Origin of the sequence: Frankia canadensis (genome assembly GCF_900197875.1) — a bacterium.
In the GTDB taxonomy this organism is placed as follows: domain Bacteria; phylum Actinomycetota; class Actinomycetes; order Frankiales; family Frankiaceae; genus Frankia; species Frankia canadensis.
Genome location: NZ_FZMO01000068.1, coordinates 21,608 through 39,698, shown reverse-complemented (window position 1 = coordinate 39,698; position 18,091 = coordinate 21,608). Strand labels below are relative to the sequence as shown.

Sequence of the window (18,091 nt, the reverse complement as noted above, 5' to 3'; positions counted from 1 at the left end):
GGCTGAACACGGGCCCTGACCGTCCGCACCCGCCGTCGAGCACCATACTCGCGGACCGGGCCACCGTCGGTGGCCTATCGCCCGATGCGTCCCGCTCCTCACACCGGCCGCACGAACGCCCGAACACCCGGAGGCGGTCAGGCCCCGGACCGGTCGGCGGGCACCGCGAGGTCGGCGGACGCGAACGACGACAGGTCCACCGCGTCGCCCGGCCGGCGCACGGCGGCGGGCAGCGGGCGGTCCACCGCCTCGAACCCGAGCGCCAGAGCGGCCACGGACGGCGCGCCGATCCGCTCGACCGCCTCGGCGACCACGGGATCGAGCTCGACCGGATCCGTGAGGTGCGGCCCCTTGTTGCGCACGTTGCCCACGTCGGCGCCGACCGGGTGCGCGGCGACGGCGCCCGCGGGCGCCGGGCGCAGCAGCGGTTCCAACGCGGCCGCGTCCCCGGCGGGATCCAGCCACCGGTCCCAGGCGGCGACGGGCAGGATCACCGGGGAGCGGTCGTGCAGGAAGGCCAGCCCGTCGGCCGGGCCGGTGGTGAGGATGGTGAACGTCACCAGCGGCTCGTCCCCCTTGCGCCACACCTCGTAGAGGCCGGCGAAGGCGAAGATCCCACCGGTGGCGGGATGGCCGGCCGGATACACGTAGAACGGCTGCCCGCGCCGCGCGGCGCCGCCGGGGCGGAACCACTCGTAGAAGCCGGAGGCGGGGACGAGGCAGCGCCGCGACGCGTACGCCGCGCGGAACGCCGGCCTGGTGGCGACCGTCTCCGCCCGCGCATTGATCATCCTGGCGCCGATCGACCTGTCCTTCGCCCAGGACGGCACCAGCCCCCAGGTCGCCATCCGCAGCGCCCGGCCCGCCTCGGCCACAACGATCGGCATCGTCGACGTCGGCGCCACGTTGGTGTTCTCGCGCACGGCGCCGCCCGTCTCGTCCCGGGCGGACATGGCGGCGACGAGGTCGTCGGTCTTGAGCTTCTGCGTATAACGACCGCACATGCCGCCCAGTGTCGCAGCCGGGTCCGACAGATCCGGGCCCGCGCGGGTGCCAGGCGTCGGCCGGGCGGGCTCAGCCGAACAGCGCGGCCCCACCGAGGGCGGCGCACCCCAGGCCGGTCAGGCCGAAAAGCCCCACCCAGAAGGTCGGCGGCAGGCCGGTGAGGCGGCCGAGCTGGTCGGGGTCGGAGTCGCGGGCCCGCCGCCGGCGGCGCTGCCGCTGCACCTCGACGACCGGCCGCAGCGCCCCGAACAGCAGGAAACAGGCGATGTAGGCGGCGAAGCCGGCCCGCACCGTCGGCGGCGCGAACCAGGAGATCGACAGGATCACCCCGGTGCTCACCAGCAGTGACGCCACCCCGAAGCCGTTGCGGATCACGACGAGCATCGCCAGCAGCAGCGCCACGCACAGCTGGAGCACCAGGCTGAACCGCCCGATCGCGAGCAGCCCGGTGGCGCCGAGTCCGATCAGTGACGGGGCGGGATAGCCGGCGGCCACCGTGGCGATCACTCCCGGGCCGGTCGGGCGGCCGGAGGACACCGTGACGCCGGAGGTGTCCGAGTGCAGCCGGACGCCGGCGAGGCGCCGACCGCAGGCCACGGCGGCCAGGGCGTGACCGCCCTCGTGCGCGATGGTGATCATGTGGCGGGCGACTGGCCACACCCGGTCGCTGAGCACCGTGAGCGCCGCGAGGACGGCGGCCACCACGAGTACCCACTGCGGCGGGCTCGGCTGCGCCTCGAGGCTGCGCCGCAGTATGTCCATCCGTCCGCCCTTCCGCCGCGTGCGTCGTACCAGGTCCGCAGGGCCGGCCCGGTGCCGCCGTCCGTTTCCACCGGGCATCGGCCGGTCCGGCGGCCGATCGCCGGATTGTCCGGCTGCCCGTCCGGTCATCATCGCTGCTGAACCTGAGTGGACAGCGCGGTGGCACGGGCTCGACGGCGTCGGGTTGGCGACGCCAGCCGGCACACATCCCGCAGGTCCGGCGGTAATGTCGGGTCCAGTCAAGGGGCCGACGGCACGTTGGCGGGGGCAGATCGTCGAGCTGGCGTAGTCGAGACAAGAGGTCAGGACGAGCTGGCGAGCACGAGCACGAGCTGAGCTGGCACGAGCTGAGGAGTGGCCTGCCGTGGCGGAGTACGTCTACCGACCGGTCGTCGCCGTCGCCAAGGGACTGTTCGGCGCACTGCGGCTGCGGATCGACATCCAGGGCGTGGAGAACATCCCGGCCTCCGGGGGCGCCGTCGTTCTGATCAACCACATCTCCTACCTCGACTTCGCCCTCGCCGGGCTGCCGTTCTGGCAGGCCGGCCGTCGCCCGGTGCGCTACATGGCGAAGAAGGCGGTCTTCGACCATCGGGTCGCGGGCCCGCTCATGCGCGGGATGCATCACATTCCGGTGGACCGGCAGGCGGGCGCCGCGTCGCTGCGGGAGGCGCTGACCGCGCTGCGCGCCGGCGAGCTGGTCGGCGTCTTCCCCGAGGCGACGATCAACCCGAGCTACTGCCTTGCCTCGTTCAAGTCGGGGGCCGCCCGGATGGCCACCCACACGAAGGTCCCGGTCATCCCGGTGATCCTGTGGGGCAGCCAGCGGACCCTGACCAAGGGACATCCGTTCCGCCCGCGCGAGGCGGTCGGCACGCCCATCACCATCACAGTGGGCACGCCGGTGCCACCGTCGGAGCTGGCCGACCGGCGGGCCGGGACCGACGTGTTGCACAAGGTGATGGTCGACCTGCTCGACACCGCCCAGCGCGGCTACCCGCGTCCCGCGCCGGGGCAGCCCGACTGGTGGCTGCCGGCGCACCTTGGCGGCTCGGCTCCGCCGCCGCTCGCGGCCGACGCCGACGAGGTCTGACCGCCCCGCCGGCGGTGCGCCTCGCCGAGGCGGAGCGACATCGTCGGTCCGTGATGCGCGCATGGCCGAAGCTGACAGCCCTCCGTCAGTTTCCTTGACGGTTCGCGAGCTTTTCGGCGACTGTTGAGCCCGGATATTCGGGGCCCGGTTCCGCCGGGCCGGGCAGCGGTGGAGAGTGACGGTGCGCGAACGTCACCGCGAGACGGATGACGAGATCTTCATCGATTCCCTACCCAAGGTCGACCTGCATTCCAGGCTCGTTTTCCCGGGCATCAGCCGGGACCGCCCTGCACCTGGGGAAACCGATTCTCGCCAGCCTCGTCCGGACGCGGCCCTGTTCGCCGCACTGGCCCGGCGGACGGCGCGGCGACTCGCCGCCCAGCGGGTGCGATATGCCGAACTCAGCGTGTTTCCGATTGATGGCGGATATTCGGACACCCAGGTCGAGGAGATGTTCGCCGGGCTCGATCAGGGCCGGCGCGCGGCGGAACGGCACGTAGGTGTCGCGCTACGCTGGACGGTCCGGATACCCGCCCCGTCCGGCGCCGGGCGGACGGCGATGGCGCGGCACCGGGCGGCGGCGGAACGCGCCGTGGAGCTCGCGCTGTGCTGTGGCCGGGGTGCGGTCGTCGGTCTGGAGCTCGCCGCGGCGGCGCCGGGCCACCCCACAGGCGGTGCCGGCTACCTGGCCGAGGTGTTCGCGGTGGCGCGGGCGGCGGGGCTGCGCAGCCTCCCCCGCGTCGGGCGGCACGGCGGTCCGGCGGCGGTGTGGGAGGCGGTGACCACGCTGGGCGCGCACCGTGTCGGCCACGGTCTCGGTGCGCTCGCCGACCCGGTGCTCGTCCAGTACCTGCGCGACCAGCACATCGCGATCGAGACCTGCGACGGCGGCGGGGACCGCGACGGCCCGTTGGCCGCGGCACTCGGCCGGGGTCTCGCGGTCTGCCTGGGCTCCGCCGGGGTCGCGGGTGGCACGTCCTCGCCACGCGGGGCGTACCTGCGCGCGATGCGGGTCGCGGCGCTGCGCCGGGAGGAGGTGGTCCAGCTCGTCCGCGCCTCGATCGGCCAGGCGTCGCTGCCGGAGCCGGCCCGGGCGCTGCTGTCCGCCGAACTCGACGCCGCGGCGGCCGCGTGGTGCCCCCGGCTGCCCGCCACCGCACCGCCCGGGATCGCGCCGACGCCGGTTCCCGGCGCGCGGGGCCCGGCCCGTCGGTGCCGGCAGGGCGCGTTTGTCGGCGGACGCCCCGGGTATCGTGCGTCCGGATCATGAAGGAGAAGGACGTCACGCGGAGGTTTCCCCGTGTCCACCGTTGGCTGGATCCTGCTGATGGTCTGCGCCGCGGCCACCATCACCCTTGCCGCCCTCGCCGACCGGCGTGGCGGCGGCCGGCTGGCACTGCGGCGCCGGTTCGGCCCGGAATACGACCGCGCGGTCGCCAGGCATCGCGACCGACGTGCCGCGGAACGCCATCTGACCAGCATCGCCGAAAAGCGTGACGCGCTGACGCTCACACCATTGAGTCAACCGGAAAGGGAGGTGTACGCGGCCCGCTGGGAAACATTGCAGACCCGTTTCGTCGACGATCCGACCGGGGCGACGCACCAGGCCGACATGCTGATCGCCGCCGTGATGCACAGCCGCGGATACCCGCCGACCGACGCCGCCGAGCGGGCCGATCTGCTCGCCGCGGACCATCCCCAGCTCGCGATCAGCTACCGGGAGGCCCACGCGGGCGCCGCGGGCGGCGACGGCCGGCCGCCCGACACCGAGCGCCTGCGCATGGCGTTCGTGCGCTACCGCGATCTGTTCGACCGGCTGTGCGGCGTCGGCATCGGGCCGCGGGACCCCGGCGTCCCCGACGACGCGCGGCGCGCCCACCCGGCCGCCCGCACGATCACCCCGACCACCCCGACCACCCCGACCACGCCGCGACAACGGCGGGCGTGATCTCGGCAGGTCGGGAGTCAGGAGGAGGCAGAGGAGCGGACCGTCGCCGCCCGCCGACAGCGCGCCTCGAGGGCGGCGCGCCGCGCCGGCTGGACGTTGGCCAGGCCCAGGTCGCCGCGGTAGTGGGCGAGGACCCGGTGGTCCATCAGCCGGAACCACAGCGGCGGCAGGTAGGCCGCCAGCAGCAGAGTGGCGTACCCGGCGGGCAGCTGCGGGAACTCCTCGAACGAGCGCAGGGCCTGGTAGCGGCGGGTGGGGTTGGCGTGGTGGTCGCTGTGCCGCTGGAGCTGGTAGAGCGCCAGGTTGCTGATCACGGCGTCACTGTTCCAGCTGTGCCGGGGGGTGACCGCCTCATAGCGCCCGGACGGGGTACGCGCCCGGGCCAGACCGTAGTGCTCGATGTAGTTCACCCCTTCGAGCAGGGTGATCCCGACGATCGCCTGGGCCACCAGGAACACCAGCACCGAGGGCCCGAGCACGGCGGCCAGCGACCCGAACAGGGCGGCGGTCAGCAGCCAGCCGAGCAGCACCTCGTTGCGCGGTGAACACACCCGCCCTCCGCGCAGCCGCAGCCGCTGGCTCTCCAGGTCCCAGGCCGAGCGCAGGCCGCCGAGAACGGTGCGCGGCCAGAACCGCCAGAAGCCCTCCCCGAGCCGGGCGCTCGCCGGGTCCCGCGGCGTCGCCACCCGCACGTGGTGGCCTCGGTTGTGCTCGACGAGGAAGTGGCCGTAGGCGGTCGGCGCGAGCATCAGCCGGGCCAGCCAGCGCTCGAGCGGGCCGCGCTTGTGCCCCAGCTCGTGGGCGGTGGTGATGCCGACGCCGGTCACGGTTCCGACGGTGACCACGGCGCCGAGGCGGCCCAGCGGCGTAAGGTGCCCGCCCGACCAGGCCACCGCGCCCAGGACCAGCCCAACGGCGGCCAGCGGCAGGTAGAGGTACGTACAGCGGCGGTAGTAGCGGTCCTCCTCCAGCGCCGGGCAGATCTCCTCCGGCGGGTTGACCGGGTCCGCCGGCGAGGTCAGGTCGAGCAGCGGGACGAGGACGAACACGAACAGCGGGGTGATCCACCAGTGCACCCCGAGACCGGTGCGGTGCCACAGGCCATAGCCGACGACGGCCAGCAGCGGCACCATGACGGCCGTCAGCCACATGTAGCGTTTACCGTCGCGCCACGCGGCGCAGCCGGGTGCGGTGAGCACGGGGGCGGCCACCGGTACCTCCGATCCGCCGGGCCGACCGGCCGGGCATCGATCGCGGCCGATCCGGCCGCGGCAGGCAGGCGTCGGCATGGGGCATCCGACGGTTCGGCAGAACCGATCCGTCAATCTGCCAGCCGCCCACCGGGCACGACAACAGGATCTCGGCCACAAGACACCCGAAGGAAGCACCGCGCCGTGATGACGCAAGGGGTCCCACCGCCGCCCGCCGGCCGGCGCTCCCGGTCGATGACCGACTCGCCGCCCTGGGTCGGCGCGGTGATGATCGCCACTCTGCTGCTGCCGGCGCTCGTCCTCATCACGTACACGCTGCTGCCGCTGCCCGGCCAGGAGCGGTTCGGCCGCGGCAACTACCTGCTGGCCGGGGCGGTGTTCGCGGCGAACATCCTGCTGCCCCGCCTGCTGCGCAGGGTGCGGCGGCTGCGCCGGGCCCTGCGCCGGCACCGCGCCCGCCGACGGGCGCGCCAGGCGGCCCGCGAGCGGTAGTCCGGGCCGGACCCGGGCCGACGCCAGGCGGACCGTCACAGGTCGACGGGCGACAGGATGGCCCACGAGAGGCGGTGCCGCGACAGGCTGTGCCGGGACAGGCTGTGGCCGACGGCGTGGAGTACGCCACGACGGGGCGGTGCGCCGCTGTGCCAGCTGCCACGATGGCCGGGTGTCCGCCTTGGTCGTCCTCGTGGTCGGCCTGCTCGCCGGGATCGTCGTACGCCGGCGCCGGCACCTTCCGCCGGGCGCCGCGGCGGCCGTGAACAGCTGGCTGCTGGACATCGCCCTGCCCGCCCTCGTTCTGCACGAGCTGCACGACGTGCGTTTCCCGGCCAACCTCGCCCTGGTCGTGGCCGCGCCCTACCTGCTGTTCGCCGTGACGATCGGCCTCTACCTGCTCGCGGCGCGGACGATGCGGCTGCCCCGGACGACCGTGACGGCGCTCATCGCGGCGACGGCGGTGGCGAACACCAGCTTCGTCGGCTTCCCGATGGTCACCGTGTTCTACGGCGCCGACTCCGTGCCGATCGCCGTGCTCGTCGATCAGCTCGGTTCGTTCCTGCTGCTCAACACGGTGGTGCTCGGCACCGTCACGATCGTCGCCGGTGCGTCGCTGCCGCGTGCGGAACTGGCGCGCCGTGTCCTGACCGCCCCGGCGCTACTGGCCCTGCTGGCGGCGCTGGTGTTGCGGCCGGTGAGCTTCCCGGGCTGGCTGGACACGGCGCTGGCCTCGCTGGGCGCGACCCTCACCCCGCTCGCGCTGTTCTCGATCGGCCTGCAGCTCGAGGTGCGGGCGGTGCGGCGGTGGTGGTGGGAGCTCGCCCTCGGCCTCGGCGTGAAGCTGGTCGCCGCCCCGGCGATCGTCGTGGGCCTCTACGCGCTGACCGGCCGGCTCGGTGACCATGCCGTGACGATCGCGCTGTTCGAGACGGCGATGCCGCCGATGGTCGCCGGCGCGCTGATCGCCGCCCGGTACGACCTCGCGCCCCCGCTGCCCAGCCTGCTGGTGGGCGTCGGGGTCCCGCTGTCGTTCGCGACGCTGCCGCTGTGGTCACTGGTCCTCGGCTCGTGACGCGTCCCGCCGGCCGTCGGCCACCGTCGCCCGGACCGCGACCTCGCCCAGGCCGCCAAACCGGCACTGGCCTGGGGCAGGGACGAATCTGGTGAGCCGGGCGAGTCCACGAGCTAGGGTGGAAGACGGACACCGGCGAGGTGTCCGGAACCGTGCTTCGCGCCAACCTCGCCCCGCGGGGCCGGCGGTCCGCGGCGGGCACGAGCGGGTCCGTGCCGGCTCGGGCGGTGGCGCGCTCGTCGCCCCTCGCGACACGAGGTTCGCGTCGCGGTTCCGACAGTGCCTGCGTCCCGCGTGTGACCGGGAGCCGGCCACCCACAGGGAGTTGTGCGTTCGGTGAGTGCAGTGCAGACGGCGGACCGTGGCAGCGAGGCGACCGTGGACGCGGCGTCGACGCTCACCCGACTCGGCGTGGTCGGCTGTGGCCTGATGGGCTCGGGCATCGCGGAGGTCGCCGCGAAGGCCGGCCTCGACGTGGCGGTCCGGGAGATCGACGAGGCGGCCGCGGCCGCCGGACGGGCCCGGCTGACGACGTCGCTGGACCGCGGGGTGCGCGGTGGCAAGCTCAGTGAGGCCGACCGGGACGCCGTGCTCGGCCGCCTGTCGTTCACGACCGACCTCGGCGACTTCGCCGACCGCGACGTCGTGATCGAGGCCGTCGCGGAGAACGAGCAGCTCAAGGCCGACATCTTCGGCGCGCTCGACAAGGTCGTCACCCGGCCTGACGCGATCTTCGCGTCCAACACGTCATCGATCCCGATCGCGAAGCTGGGGATGGCGACCTCCCGGCCCGAGCAGGTCGTCGGCATCCACTTCTTCAACCCGGTGCCGGTGCAGAAGCTCGTCGAGATCGTCCCGTCACTGCTGACCTCGCCCGAGACCGCGCAGGCCGCGCAGGACTTCGCCACCGGCCGGCTCGGCAAGGAGGTCATCCGCTCGCAGGACCGCGCCGGCTTCGTCGTCAACTCGCTGCTCGTGCCGTACCTGCTCGCCGCGGTGCGGATGCTGGAGTCGGGCTTCGCGGCGGCGGCGGACATCGACCGCGGCATGGTCCTCGGCTGCGCCCACCCGATGGGCCCGCTGGCACTGTGCGACCTCATCGGCCTCGACACGATCAAGGCGGTGGCCGAGTCGATGTACGAGGAGTTCAAGGAGCCGCTGTACGCGCCGCCGCCGCTGCTCATGAGGATGGTCGACGCCGGCCTGCTCGGCAAGAAGTCCGGCCGCGGTTTCCACTCCTACCCGCGCTGAGGACCAGCCGTCCACCGCACCGGGTGGTTCTCCGGGTAGGACCCTCGGAGAGGTAAGAGAAGTTCCTGACGATCAAGGCGGCCGGCCGTGAATCCGAGTTTCAGCCTCTATCAGCTCGCCGAGGAGCACGCAGCGCTGCGGGAGGCGGTGCGCTCGCTCGCCGAGAAGGAGATCGCGCCGCACGCCGCGGACGTCGACGAGCGGGAGCGCTTCCCGCTCGAGGCGCTCGAGGCGCTACGGCGCACCGGGTTCAGCGCGATCCACATCCCCGAGCAGTTCGGCGGGCAGGGGGCGGACTCGGTCGCGACCTGCATCGTCATCGAGGAGGTCGCGCGGGTCTGCGCGTCGAGCTCGCTGCTGCCGGCGGTGAACAAGCTCGGCAGCATGCCGATCATCCTGGCCGGTTCGGAGGACCTGAAGCGGCTGGTCCTGCCGTCGGTGGCGAGCGGCGAGGCGACCATCTCCTACGCGCTGTCCGAGCGGGAGGCCGGCTCGGACACCGCGTCGATGCGCACCCGGGCGCGCCTCGACGGCGATCACTGGGTGCTCGACGGGACGAAGGCCTGGATCACCAACGCCGGCGAGTCGACCTGGTACACGGTGATGGCGGTGACCGATCCGGACGCCGCCCGCCCGGTCGACGGCATCTCGGCGTTCGTGGTGCACCGCGACGACCCCGGCTTCGAGGTCGGTTCGAAGGAGCGCAAGCTCGGCATCAAGGGCTCCCCCACCCGGGAGATCCACTTCACCGGCTGCGCGATTCCCGCCGACCGGATCATCGGCGAGCCCGGGACGGGCCTGCGCACCGCGCTCGCGACCCTCGACCACACCCGCCCGACGATCGGCGCCCAGGCCGTCGGCATCGCCCAGGGCGCACTCGACGCCGCCCTCGGCTACGTCCGGGAGCGGCGCCAGTTCGGCCGGCCGATCGCCGACAACCAGGGCGTCCAGTTCATGCTCGCCGACATGGGCATGAAGATCGAGGCGGCCCGCCACCTCGTCTACGTCTCCGCCGCCCGCGCCGAGCGCGGCGAGCCGAACCTCGGCTTCGTCTCGGCGGCCGCCAAGTGTTTCGCCTCGGACGTGGCCATGGAGGTCACCACCGACGCGGTCCAGCTCTTCGGCGGCGCCGGCTACACCCGCGACTTCCCCGTCGAGCGCATGATGCGCGACGCGAAGATCACCCAGATCTACGAAGGCACCAACCAGATCCAGCGCATGGTCATGTCCCGCGCCCTGCTCGGGCGGTAGGCCGGGAGGTGGGCCGGGCCTCGGCTGACGGCGGGTAGGTCAGTTGATGCAGGCGGCGAGGGCTGTCGTCGTCGGCACGGCCGTGGGGCTCACGGTCGACGAGCTCACCGAACCGGGCACGGCGGGGTCGGTGGGCGCCGGGGAGATGGCGCTCGCCTGGGGCGGCGAGGCCAGACCCGGCTCGCCCGCGCCGCCGCCGGAGGTGCTCCCCTTGTCCGCCGACGTGTCGGTCGCCATGCTCGGTGGCGTGGTCCCGTCCATTGTGCCGGTGCCGCTCGTCAGCGACGCGGTCGGGCCCGAGGTCGACCCCGCGGTGGCGGACGGGTCGGCGGGGCTGGCGGACGGGGTGACGCCGGGGACGTCGAGCGAGCCGCCGGAGCCGGTCCCGGGTGTGGTGGGAGCGGTCGGCGTCGAGGTGGTGCCGCCCATGATGCGGGCGAAGAAGTCGCGCACGGCGGCCGGATCGTAGTGGAAGTAGAAGGCCGGGTAGCTCACCTGGCTGGTGACGGGGACGGTCGCGAAGGTCACGGCGCCCGCGTCCATGCCGCGCAGGCGGTCGGCGAGGCGGCGCAGGTCGGCGAGATCGGTGCCGCGGTCGAGCACGGTGGAGTGGGTCAGCGCGTCCAGGAACGAGGTGAGCTTCGCGGGGCTGAGCAGCACGTCGTTCGAGGTGACCTTGCGGAACACCGCGGCCAGGAACGCCTGCTGACGGTGGATGCGGGACAGGTCGCCGTCGATGAACCCGTGGCGCTGGCGGACGAAGGCGAGCGCCTGCGCCCCGACCAGGTGGTTCGTGCCGGGGTGGCCGACAAAGCCGGAACTCGGGTCGTTGAGGTTCGTCGCGCGCACCCGCCGGCCGTTGTCGAGCACGAGGGGCTCGACGTACGGGGAGGGGGTGAGGCAGACGTCCACCCCGCCGATCGCGGTCGTCATCCGCTGGAAGCCGCCGAAGTCGACCTCGGCGTAGTGGTCGAGACGAATGCCGGTGAGCTGTTCGAGGGTGGCGACCAGCAGGGCCGGGCCGCCGCTGTTGAACGCGCTGTTCACGCGGTCGTGCCGGGCGCGGTGACGCTTGCCGTCGGCATCGGTGTACGCCGGGATCGGCAGGTAGAGGTCGCGCGGGACCGACACGATCGTGGTGCGGCCGTCCGCGTCCAGGTGGGCGATCATCATCGTGTCGGAGCGGGCGCCGCCGACCTTGGCCGCGTCCGAGCCGGTACGCACGTCGGAGCCGACGAGCAGCCAGTTCTCGGTCCCCGCCGGGACGGCCGGGGGGCGGCGGACGTCGGTGTGCGGCAGACCGATGTCGGCCCGGCTGATGTTGCGGTCGTACACGGTCAGGACGACCCAGCCCGCGACCGAGGTGGCGAGCACGGCGAGGCTCAGCGCGCCGGAGAGCACCAGCATGATCCGGGAACCCGGCCGCCGGCGGTGCCGGGGCTCGCCCGGAGCCACCGGCGCGATGCGGTCCGGACCCGCCGGCTCGGCTGGGCCGGTCGGGGGTGTCGGGTCGGCGAGCGGCGGCAGCGCACCCTGGTCGGAGGTGGCACCGGCCGCGCCGTTCCGGTCGCCTTCCCGCCCGATCTTCAGTGCCATATCAGATGAATGAGACATATCGGCACACCGGACGGACGCCGCGACGCGACACGGGCGGTCCGGCTCGGTTCACCTATCGCCTCTTCCCTGCACTGATCCATCGAATTGACGGGTTAGACCCACCACCATAGGCAGAATTTCCGGAACAGGCAGAGGCCATCAGGCCGTATGTGACGACGACCGCGTCTACCTGGGCAAATCCTGCACCGGCCGGATCCCTGCGGCCACTCTGGCCACTCTGGCCACTCTGGCCACTCGGGTCGCGACGCCCCGCACCCCGTCGACCGCATGCCGCCGGATCGACCCGCGCAATACCGCCAGGCCTGGCGCACACCGGTTACTCCGGACTGAATCACGACATCAGCCCGAATCACGACATCAGCCCGAATGCCGCAACACGCCCGGAACCATCGAACCACGGACGACCCACCATCCCCCGCGTCCCGCTGGCACGACACCGGGACCAAACCTCGGGAACGGGTGGGCCGCGTGGGTGATCAGGCGCGATCCGAACGTGGGATCAGGCGCGGTCCAGCTCGGCGAGGGTACGTCGCAGTCCCTCCGCCAGCGGCGTCGGCTCCCAGCCGAGTTCGGCTTGGGCCCGCCCGGCGTCCGGGACCGCGTTCCAGCGCAGGTAGTGCAACTGCCCGCGGGCGAGCGGCGGCGGCCGCCGGGTCAGCCGGGCGGCCCACTCGCCACCGGCCGCCAGCGCGGTGGCCAGCGGCGACGGGAGGGTGGCGAAGGGGGCCCGGCCCCGGCCGGCGACGTCCACCACCGCGGCGGTCAGCTCCCGCAGGCTGACGTGGGCATCGGAAAGGATGTAGCGCTCACCGGGTTGGCCGAGCCGGGCGGCGGCAAGGTGCCCGCGGGCGAGCCCCTCGGTGAACACCAGCCCGAACCCACCCGGCGGGACGACGGGAAGCAGCCCGCGGACCGCGGGCCGGAACATCCGCCGCTCCATCGCGGTGACGCCGTAGGGCGGGAATCCGTACACGGTCGACGGGTTGACGACGACCACCTCGACCCCGCCCGCCGCGGCGAAAACCGCGCGCTCCGCCTCCTGCTTGGACCGTTCGTAGGGAGTGTGTCGGGCGGTGGTGGCGAGGTCCGTCTCGTCGAACCGGCCGCCGGGCCGCGCCTCGAAGACATCGATGGTGCTGGTGTGCACGAATCGGCGTACTCCGGCCCGGTCCGCCGCCCGGGCGAGACTGGCCGAGCCGGTGACGTTCACGCGGGTGAAGCGGCCGGGGTCGGCCAGCCACTGCTCGGGCACACCCATCGCGTTGACCACGACCTCGATCCCGTCGACGGCTGCGGGCAGCGTGTCCGGCTCGGTGACGTCGCCGACCACCTGCCGCGCCGCCGCGGGCATCCTGCCCGTGGCGCGGGCCGGGTCGCGCACGAGGGCGCGCACCTCATGGCCCTCCGCGAGTGCCGCCCGGACGACGGCCGCGCCGACCTTGCCGGTTGCCCCGGTCACCAGGATCCTCACCGGCGGCAGCCTACGGCCTCCCGCTCGCCGCGCCCGCGGGCTCGCCAGGCCGCACCACCCCGCGCGCGGAAGAATTCCGCGGCGAACCTGTGCGCCACGGCGGTGATTGCGCGCGCCACGTACGGGAGACGTCAACCGGTAAAATGGGTCGCAGACTCGGGCGGCGTCAGGCCGACACACGGCGGCGTCCGTCATCCGGTGGTCCCGGCCCGGCGGAATGCCGGTGGCGCCCGCCGCGCTTCCCTTCAGATGACGGGAGCGGCCGGTGGTGTGAGGAGGACCTCGATCGTGCTTGATCCGCGAGAGCTTTTCAGTCTCACCGAGGACGCGTCGGGCGACCCGGTCGACCAGCATCGCCCGATCATGCTGGAGGCGCTGACCGGGGTCGTCGACGCCGGTAACGCGGTCAGTCTCGCCGGCGAGCATCTGCTGACGGCGCTCGACCACCGCATCGTCGCGACCTTCGACATCGACCAGCTGCTGGACTACCGGTCGCGACGTCCCACCATGATCTTCTCCGAGGATCACTGGGAGAGCTACGCCGATCCGGTGCTGGCCATCTACCAGCTGCACGACGAGTCGGACGTGCCGTTCCTGCTGCTCACCGGCCCCGAGCCCGATCTGCAGTGGAAGCGTTTCACCGCCGCGGTCCGCGACCTGATGGGCCAGCTCGGTGTGCGTCTGAGCGTCGGGCTGAACGCCGTCCCGATGGCGGTGCCCCACACCCGGCCGGCGACGGTCACCGCCCATGCCACCCGCAAGGAGCTCATCGCCGGCTACGAGCCCTGGCTGCGCCGCCTGCAGGTCCCCGGCAGCGCCGGCCACCTGCTGGAGTACGAGCTCGGACGTGACGGGCAGGACGCGATGGGCTTCGCCGTCCACGTCCCGCACTACCTGTCGCAGACGACCTACCCCGCGGCCACCGAGGTGCTGCTCACGTCGGTGTCGAAGGCGACTGGGCTCATGCTGCCGCTCGACGGCCTGCGCTCGGCGGCGGAGGCGGTCCACGACGAGGTCAACAACCAGATCGCCCAGGGAGGCGAGGCCGCGGCACTCGTCCACGCGCTGGAGGAGCAGTACGACGCCTACCAGCGCGGGCGGCGCGGCCCCAGCCTGCCGACGGTGGACGGCGAGGAGAAGCTGCCGACCGCCGACGAGCTCGGCGAGGCGCTCGAGCGATTCCTCGCCGAGCAGTCCGAGCCTGGCGGCCCGAACCCGCTGGCCTGATTCACCGGCTACGGCCGGCCTTTATCACGTTCCGCCGAACTGCGCACGCGCATTGCCATTAGATGCGCGTGCGCGGTTTCCGGAAGTTGCCATTTCAGCCTATTCAGATCAGGAGTAGCATTCCGGTTCGCCTGCCCGGAAGTCGTCCGGAACGACAGCGCGCCGTCGCCCCGGTGACACACCGACGGAGAGAACCGGATAATGACCTCATCTGAGATTCCCGCGTGAGCGCCCCCGCCCGCGAATCGGGAAACGCCAGCACAACCGCGCCCACAATGGAAGTCGATCGGCCGGAACCTGACAGTCCACAACCGGTCAGCACGCCACCCGACACTTTGTCGGTGGAGGGTGCATTGCCGGTCGAGGACGCATTGCCGCCAGCGCGCGATGCACTGTCGGGGGATGACGCACCGCCTGCGGACGACGCACCGCCTGCGGACGTGGCGCCGCCGGAGGACGTGGCGGCAGCCGCGGGCGAGGCCGTGGCGGAAGACCAGGCCGTAGCGGCGGACGTGACCTCGGCGGTGGATGCGGCGCCGGCGGTGGACGATGTGACGCCGGCGGATGGCGAGAAGTCCGTCGCGAAGACGCGCGTCTCCTCCACCGGGACCGCCACTCCGCGGTCGGCCCGCCCGCGCACCGCCAAGGACCGGACGAAGCGCGGCAGGACAACCGGGGGGACCGGAAAGGCGACCGAGAGGACCGGCGGCGCGACCGCGACGCTCTCGGTTCCCGCGCCACGGACGGCCACCCCCGACGTCGGCATCGCTTCGTCCCCGAGCGCCGCCGGCGGGGGGTCAGCCCCCGCCAGCACCGGTGTTCGCGGTGACGCCGGCTCGCACGACACCCAGGCTCCGACCGGTCCCGCGGTCGTCGACAGCGATCCTGTCGCCGACCAGAAGACGGCACCTGAGCAGCACAGCGACCCCGACGAGGCGGAGCGGACCCACCCGGCCGAGCCAGCCCAGGCGGAGGAGCGGGCCCACCCGGCCGAGCCAGCCCAGACGGAGGAGCGGGCCCACCCGGCCGAGCCAGCCCAGACGGAGGAGCGGGCCCCCGCGACCGCGCCAGCCCAGACGGAGGAGCGGGACGAGCAGGCCGAGGCGACCGCCGATGGCGAGCCCGGCCAGGCGGCACGCCCGGCGCCGCGGCGGCGGGGAGGCCATCTGCGCAAGCCGATGCGTACCGTCCTGCTGACCATGCACGTGATCGTCAGCGTGGGGTGGAACGGTGTCGCCTTCGCCCAGCTGGTCCTCGCGTCCACGGCGGCGGCCGACGACGGCCTGCGGCACTCGGCCTACGAACTCATGCATGTCGTGGACCGCACCCTGGACATTCCGCTGGCGCTGCTGACGCTGATCACCGGCATCGTGATGTCCCTGAAGACCCGCTGGGGCCTGCTGCGCTATTGGTGGGTCGTCGCGAAGCTCTCCATCACGGTCTTCGCGGTCATCAGCGGCGGTGCGGTCATCCGAACCCTCATCGTCGCCGCCGGGCACGCCACCGCGGGCGGGCAGACCACGTATCCCGCTCAGGCCGTCGCGCTCATCCTGTGCGCGAGCGTCATGAACGTCCTGTTCATCACGGCGACGGTGCTGTCGACGGCGAAACCCTGGGGGCGGACTCCGCGGGGACGGCGGGACCCGGCACTGGCGATGGCACCGGCCGGCTGACGGCCCTGCGCGCCGCTGCGGCCCCCGCCGTCGACACGCGGGGGCCGCAGCGCGCCGCAACGGGCGTGGAGGGCTCTCAGCGGCGGCCGGGCACCCGGCCGATGTCGGCGTCCGACAGGGCACGGACCGCGAGGTCGTCGACGATCCGCTCGACGATCGCTCCCACCGGCAGGCGTTCGACCTCGGCGAGCAGGCGGGTGGCTTCGGCGTCCGCGTCGCGCGCGTCCCAGCCCTGGGCGTCGAGGCTGTTGCGGAACGCCTCGCGGTATTCCGCCTCCGTGATTCCCGGCAGGTCACGCACCATCGCCGTGGTGGTGCCGTAGAAGGAGCCAAGGCCGACGAAGACCCGGCCGCATTCACAACGGCCATGCGGCCGGTCCAGGTGCATGTCACAGAACGCGCGCAGGGTGACGAGCTCGCCTTCCACCGCCCAGTGGAAATCGTCCACACGCAGGCCCTGCGCGTACGCGGTGGCCGTGAGAAGTTTCATGACCTTCAAGCTCCTCGTGGTCGCCCGACCGCTTCCGGGTGGGAAGCGGCTGCCCTCCGGATCTACGAAAAGACAACCATCCCCCACCGACAAAGTCTCGACTTGACCGTGATCGGGTACTCTCGACCCACGTCACGGCCCGGTTGGGCACCCGTCCACGGACGGGTTCGGCGGGCGGAGGCGCTGGGAGGACGGTAGCTCGTGGCCGCAGACGCCGCAGCATCCCCCGGCCCTCTCCCCATCACCGACGGTGCTCCCCCGCCGCCTGCCGTCGCCACCGCCGGCACGCCCGCCGCCGCTCCCGGCAGTGCCGACCCTCCCGGCCACCGGACCGAGAGCGCCGCGCTCGCCGCGACGGCCGAGCGGGCGCGGCCGGCCCGGCTGGCGGCGGGTGGCGCGACCTGGCGGGGGCTCCTGTTCCTGCTGCTGAACCTTCCCCTCGGGCTGGTCGGCTTCGTCTTCGTGACGACGATGCTCGCGCTCGGCGTGGGCCTGGCCGTCACGGTGATCGGGCTGCCGGTGCTGGCCGTCGGCCTGTGGGTGTGCCGCGGTTTCGGCGCCGTCGAACGGGCCCGGGCGCGGTGGCTGCTCGGCCTGCGGATTCCCGCGCCGTCGCGCCCGCCGCGCCGGCGTGTCGACGGGCTCGGCGCCACCTTCGCGGCGCTGGGCGACCCGGTGGCCTGGCGCCACGCGCTCTACCTGTTCATCCGGCTGCCGTGGAGCATCATCAGCTTCGTGGCCGCGCTTGTGCTGGTCACGGTCGGGTGGGTGGTACTCCCCTGGGCCACCCGGGCGCTGGTGGCGGTGGATCGAGCGATGATCCGCGGTCTACTCTCCCCCTCCGAGTCGGTCGAACGGCGGATCCGGGAGCTGGAGGGGGACCGCGGGACCCTCGTCGACTCGGCCGCGGCCGACCTGCGCCGCATCGAGCGCGACCTGCACGACGGCGCCCAGGCCCGCCTCGTCACTCTGGCGATGGGGCTGGGAATGGCGAAGGAGAAGCTCGCCGACGATCCGCACGCCGCGGCGCAGATGGTGGCCGAGGCACACGGGGAGGCGAAGCTGGCGCTCCAGGAGCTGCGCGATCTCGCCCGCGGTATCAACCCGGCGATCCTGACCGACCGCGGCCTGCCCGCGGCACTGGTCTCCCTGGCCGCCCGTTGCACCGTGCCGACCCGCGCCGCCGTCACGCTGGACAGCCGCCCGGCCGCGGCGGTGGAGACCATGCTCTACTTCGCCGCGTCGGAGCTGCTGACCAACATCAGCAAGCACAGCCGGGCCGAGGCCGCCACCGTGGAGCTACGCCGGGTGGACGGTGGGGCCACCCTCGTCCTGGAGGTCGGCGACAACGGGGTGGGCGGGGTGGATCCCCGCGGCGGCTCGGGTATCGCCGGGCTGACCGAACGCGTGGACGCGGTCGACGGCACGCTCGTCGTGGACAGCCCGCCCGGCGGTCCGACCCTGGTCAGCGTCACGGTGCCCTGGCGTGAGTCCACGGAGCTCGTGGAACCCGCGCGACGCTGAG

At 73.2% G+C, this 18,091-nt stretch carries 16 protein-coding genes; 10 read left to right on the top strand and 6 right to left on the bottom strand.

Features of this window, described 5'->3' with window-relative positions:
- Positions 1 to 137 precede the first annotated feature (137 nt).
- On the bottom strand, positions 138 to 1,004 hold the full coding sequence (locus tag C1A33_RS07690; RefSeq protein ID WP_101830824.1) for an SOS response-associated peptidase: 867 nt from the start codon (positions 1,002 to 1,004) through the stop codon (positions 138 to 140).
- 70 nt (positions 1,005 to 1,074) lie between these two features.
- The gene (locus tag C1A33_RS07685) at positions 1,075 to 1,767 is read right to left on the bottom strand and encodes a M50 family metallopeptidase (protein ID WP_101830823.1); all 693 of its coding nucleotides are present in this window, start codon (positions 1,765 to 1,767) and stop codon (positions 1,075 to 1,077) included.
- A 364-nt stretch (positions 1,768 to 2,131) separates the two neighbouring features.
- On the opposite strand from C1A33_RS07685, the gene C1A33_RS07680 reads away from it, so the two are divergent.
- The 3 genes from C1A33_RS07680 to C1A33_RS07670 all read left to right on the top strand — a co-directional run bounded on the left by C1A33_RS07680 (position 2,132) and on the right by C1A33_RS07670 (position 4,808).
- Entirely contained in the window at positions 2,132 to 2,860 is a 729-nt protein-coding gene (locus C1A33_RS07680) for a lysophospholipid acyltransferase family protein (RefSeq protein WP_101830822.1), read from the top strand.
- Between the two features lie 181 nt (positions 2,861 to 3,041).
- Complete coding sequence (locus tag C1A33_RS07675; protein ID WP_133150597.1) at positions 3,042 to 4,130, top strand: amidohydrolase family protein; 1,089 nt, start codon at positions 3,042 to 3,044, stop codon at positions 4,128 to 4,130.
- Positions 4,131 to 4,160: 30 nt separating this feature from the next.
- Positions 4,161 to 4,808 carry a hypothetical protein gene (locus C1A33_RS07670; protein ID WP_101830820.1) on the top strand — a complete coding sequence of 216 codons (648 nt, stop codon included), beginning with the start codon at positions 4,161 to 4,163 and terminating at the stop codon, positions 4,806 to 4,808.
- Positions 4,809 to 4,825: 17 nt separating this feature from the next.
- On the opposite strand, the gene C1A33_RS07665 is transcribed toward C1A33_RS07670, so the two are convergent.
- Positions 4,826 to 6,019: an alkane 1-monooxygenase gene (locus C1A33_RS07665; protein WP_101830847.1), complete on the bottom strand. Its 1,194-nt coding sequence runs from the start codon at positions 6,017 to 6,019 to the stop codon at positions 4,826 to 4,828.
- A 186-nt stretch (positions 6,020 to 6,205) separates the two neighbouring features.
- On the opposite strand from C1A33_RS07665, the gene C1A33_RS07660 reads away from it, so the two are divergent.
- The 4 genes from C1A33_RS07660 to C1A33_RS07645 all read left to right on the top strand — a co-directional run bounded on the left by C1A33_RS07660 (position 6,206) and on the right by C1A33_RS07645 (position 10,088).
- On the top strand, positions 6,206 to 6,511 hold the full coding sequence (locus C1A33_RS07660) for a hypothetical protein (RefSeq protein ID WP_243407294.1): 306 nt from the start codon (positions 6,206 to 6,208) through the stop codon (positions 6,509 to 6,511).
- 172 nt (positions 6,512 to 6,683) lie between these two features.
- Positions 6,684 to 7,586, top strand: coding sequence for an AEC family transporter (locus C1A33_RS07655; protein WP_101830819.1), 903 nt, complete (start codon positions 6,684 to 6,686; stop codon positions 7,584 to 7,586).
- Positions 7,587 to 7,931: 345 nt separating this feature from the next.
- Positions 7,932 to 8,837, top strand: coding sequence for a 3-hydroxybutyryl-CoA dehydrogenase (locus C1A33_RS07650; RefSeq protein WP_207770211.1), 906 nt, complete (start codon positions 7,932 to 7,934; stop codon positions 8,835 to 8,837).
- 87 nt (positions 8,838 to 8,924) lie between these two features.
- Positions 8,925 to 10,088 carry an acyl-CoA dehydrogenase family protein gene (locus C1A33_RS07645; protein ID WP_101830817.1) on the top strand — a complete coding sequence of 388 codons (1,164 nt, stop codon included), beginning with the start codon at positions 8,925 to 8,927 and terminating at the stop codon, positions 10,086 to 10,088.
- Between the two features lie 39 nt (positions 10,089 to 10,127).
- Here the strand turns inward: C1A33_RS07645 and C1A33_RS07640 are convergent, their stop codons facing one another.
- Complete coding sequence (locus C1A33_RS07640) at positions 10,128 to 11,684, bottom strand: LCP family protein (protein ID WP_243407293.1); 1,557 nt, start codon at positions 11,682 to 11,684, stop codon at positions 10,128 to 10,130.
- Between the two features lie 520 nt (positions 11,685 to 12,204).
- Positions 12,205 to 13,164 (bottom strand): NAD-dependent epimerase/dehydratase family protein, encoded by a 960-nt coding sequence (locus C1A33_RS07635; protein ID WP_243407292.1) that lies wholly within the window; start codon positions 13,162 to 13,164, stop codon positions 12,205 to 12,207.
- 300 nt (positions 13,165 to 13,464) lie between these two features.
- Between C1A33_RS07635 and C1A33_RS07630 the strand changes: the two genes are divergently transcribed.
- Entirely contained in the window at positions 13,465 to 14,403 is a 939-nt protein-coding gene (locus C1A33_RS07630; protein WP_101830814.1) for a proteasome assembly chaperone family protein, read from the top strand.
- Positions 14,404 to 14,885: 482 nt separating this feature from the next.
- Positions 14,886 to 16,076 carry a hypothetical protein gene (locus C1A33_RS37350; protein WP_207770208.1) on the top strand — a complete coding sequence of 397 codons (1,191 nt, stop codon included), beginning with the start codon at positions 14,886 to 14,888 and terminating at the stop codon, positions 16,074 to 16,076.
- Between the two features lie 76 nt (positions 16,077 to 16,152).
- Here C1A33_RS37350 and C1A33_RS07615 read toward each other — a convergent pair whose 3' ends face one another.
- Positions 16,153 to 16,566 carry a DUF7715 family protein gene (locus C1A33_RS07615; protein WP_101830813.1) on the bottom strand — a complete coding sequence of 138 codons (414 nt, stop codon included), beginning with the start codon at positions 16,564 to 16,566 and terminating at the stop codon, positions 16,153 to 16,155.
- A 201-nt stretch (positions 16,567 to 16,767) separates the two neighbouring features.
- On the opposite strand from C1A33_RS07615, the gene C1A33_RS07610 reads away from it, so the two are divergent.
- A complete protein-coding gene (locus C1A33_RS07610) occupies positions 16,768 to 18,090 on the top strand; it encodes a sensor histidine kinase (protein WP_243407291.1) in 1,323 nt (440 codons plus the stop codon).
- The last annotated feature ends 1 nt before the right edge of the window (position 18,091 follow it).

Coding starts and splice junctions, on each gene's coding strand:
- C1A33_RS07640 (WP_243407293.1), bottom strand. CDS start 11,684: ATGGCACTGAAGATCGGGCGGGAAGGCGACCGGAACGGCGCGGCCGGT.
- C1A33_RS07615 (WP_101830813.1), bottom strand. CDS start 16,566: ATGAAACTTCTCACGGCCACCGCGTACGCGCAGGGCCTGCGTGTGGAC.
- C1A33_RS07685 (WP_101830823.1), bottom strand. CDS start 1,767: ATGGACATACTGCGGCGCAGCCTCGAGGCGCAGCCGAGCCCGCCGCAG.
- C1A33_RS07660 (WP_243407294.1), top strand. CDS start 6,206: ATGACGCAAGGGGTCCCACCGCCGCCCGCCGGCCGGCGCTCCCGGTCG.
- C1A33_RS07690 (WP_101830824.1), bottom strand. CDS start 1,004: ATGTGCGGTCGTTATACGCAGAAGCTCAAGACCGACGACCTCGTCGCC.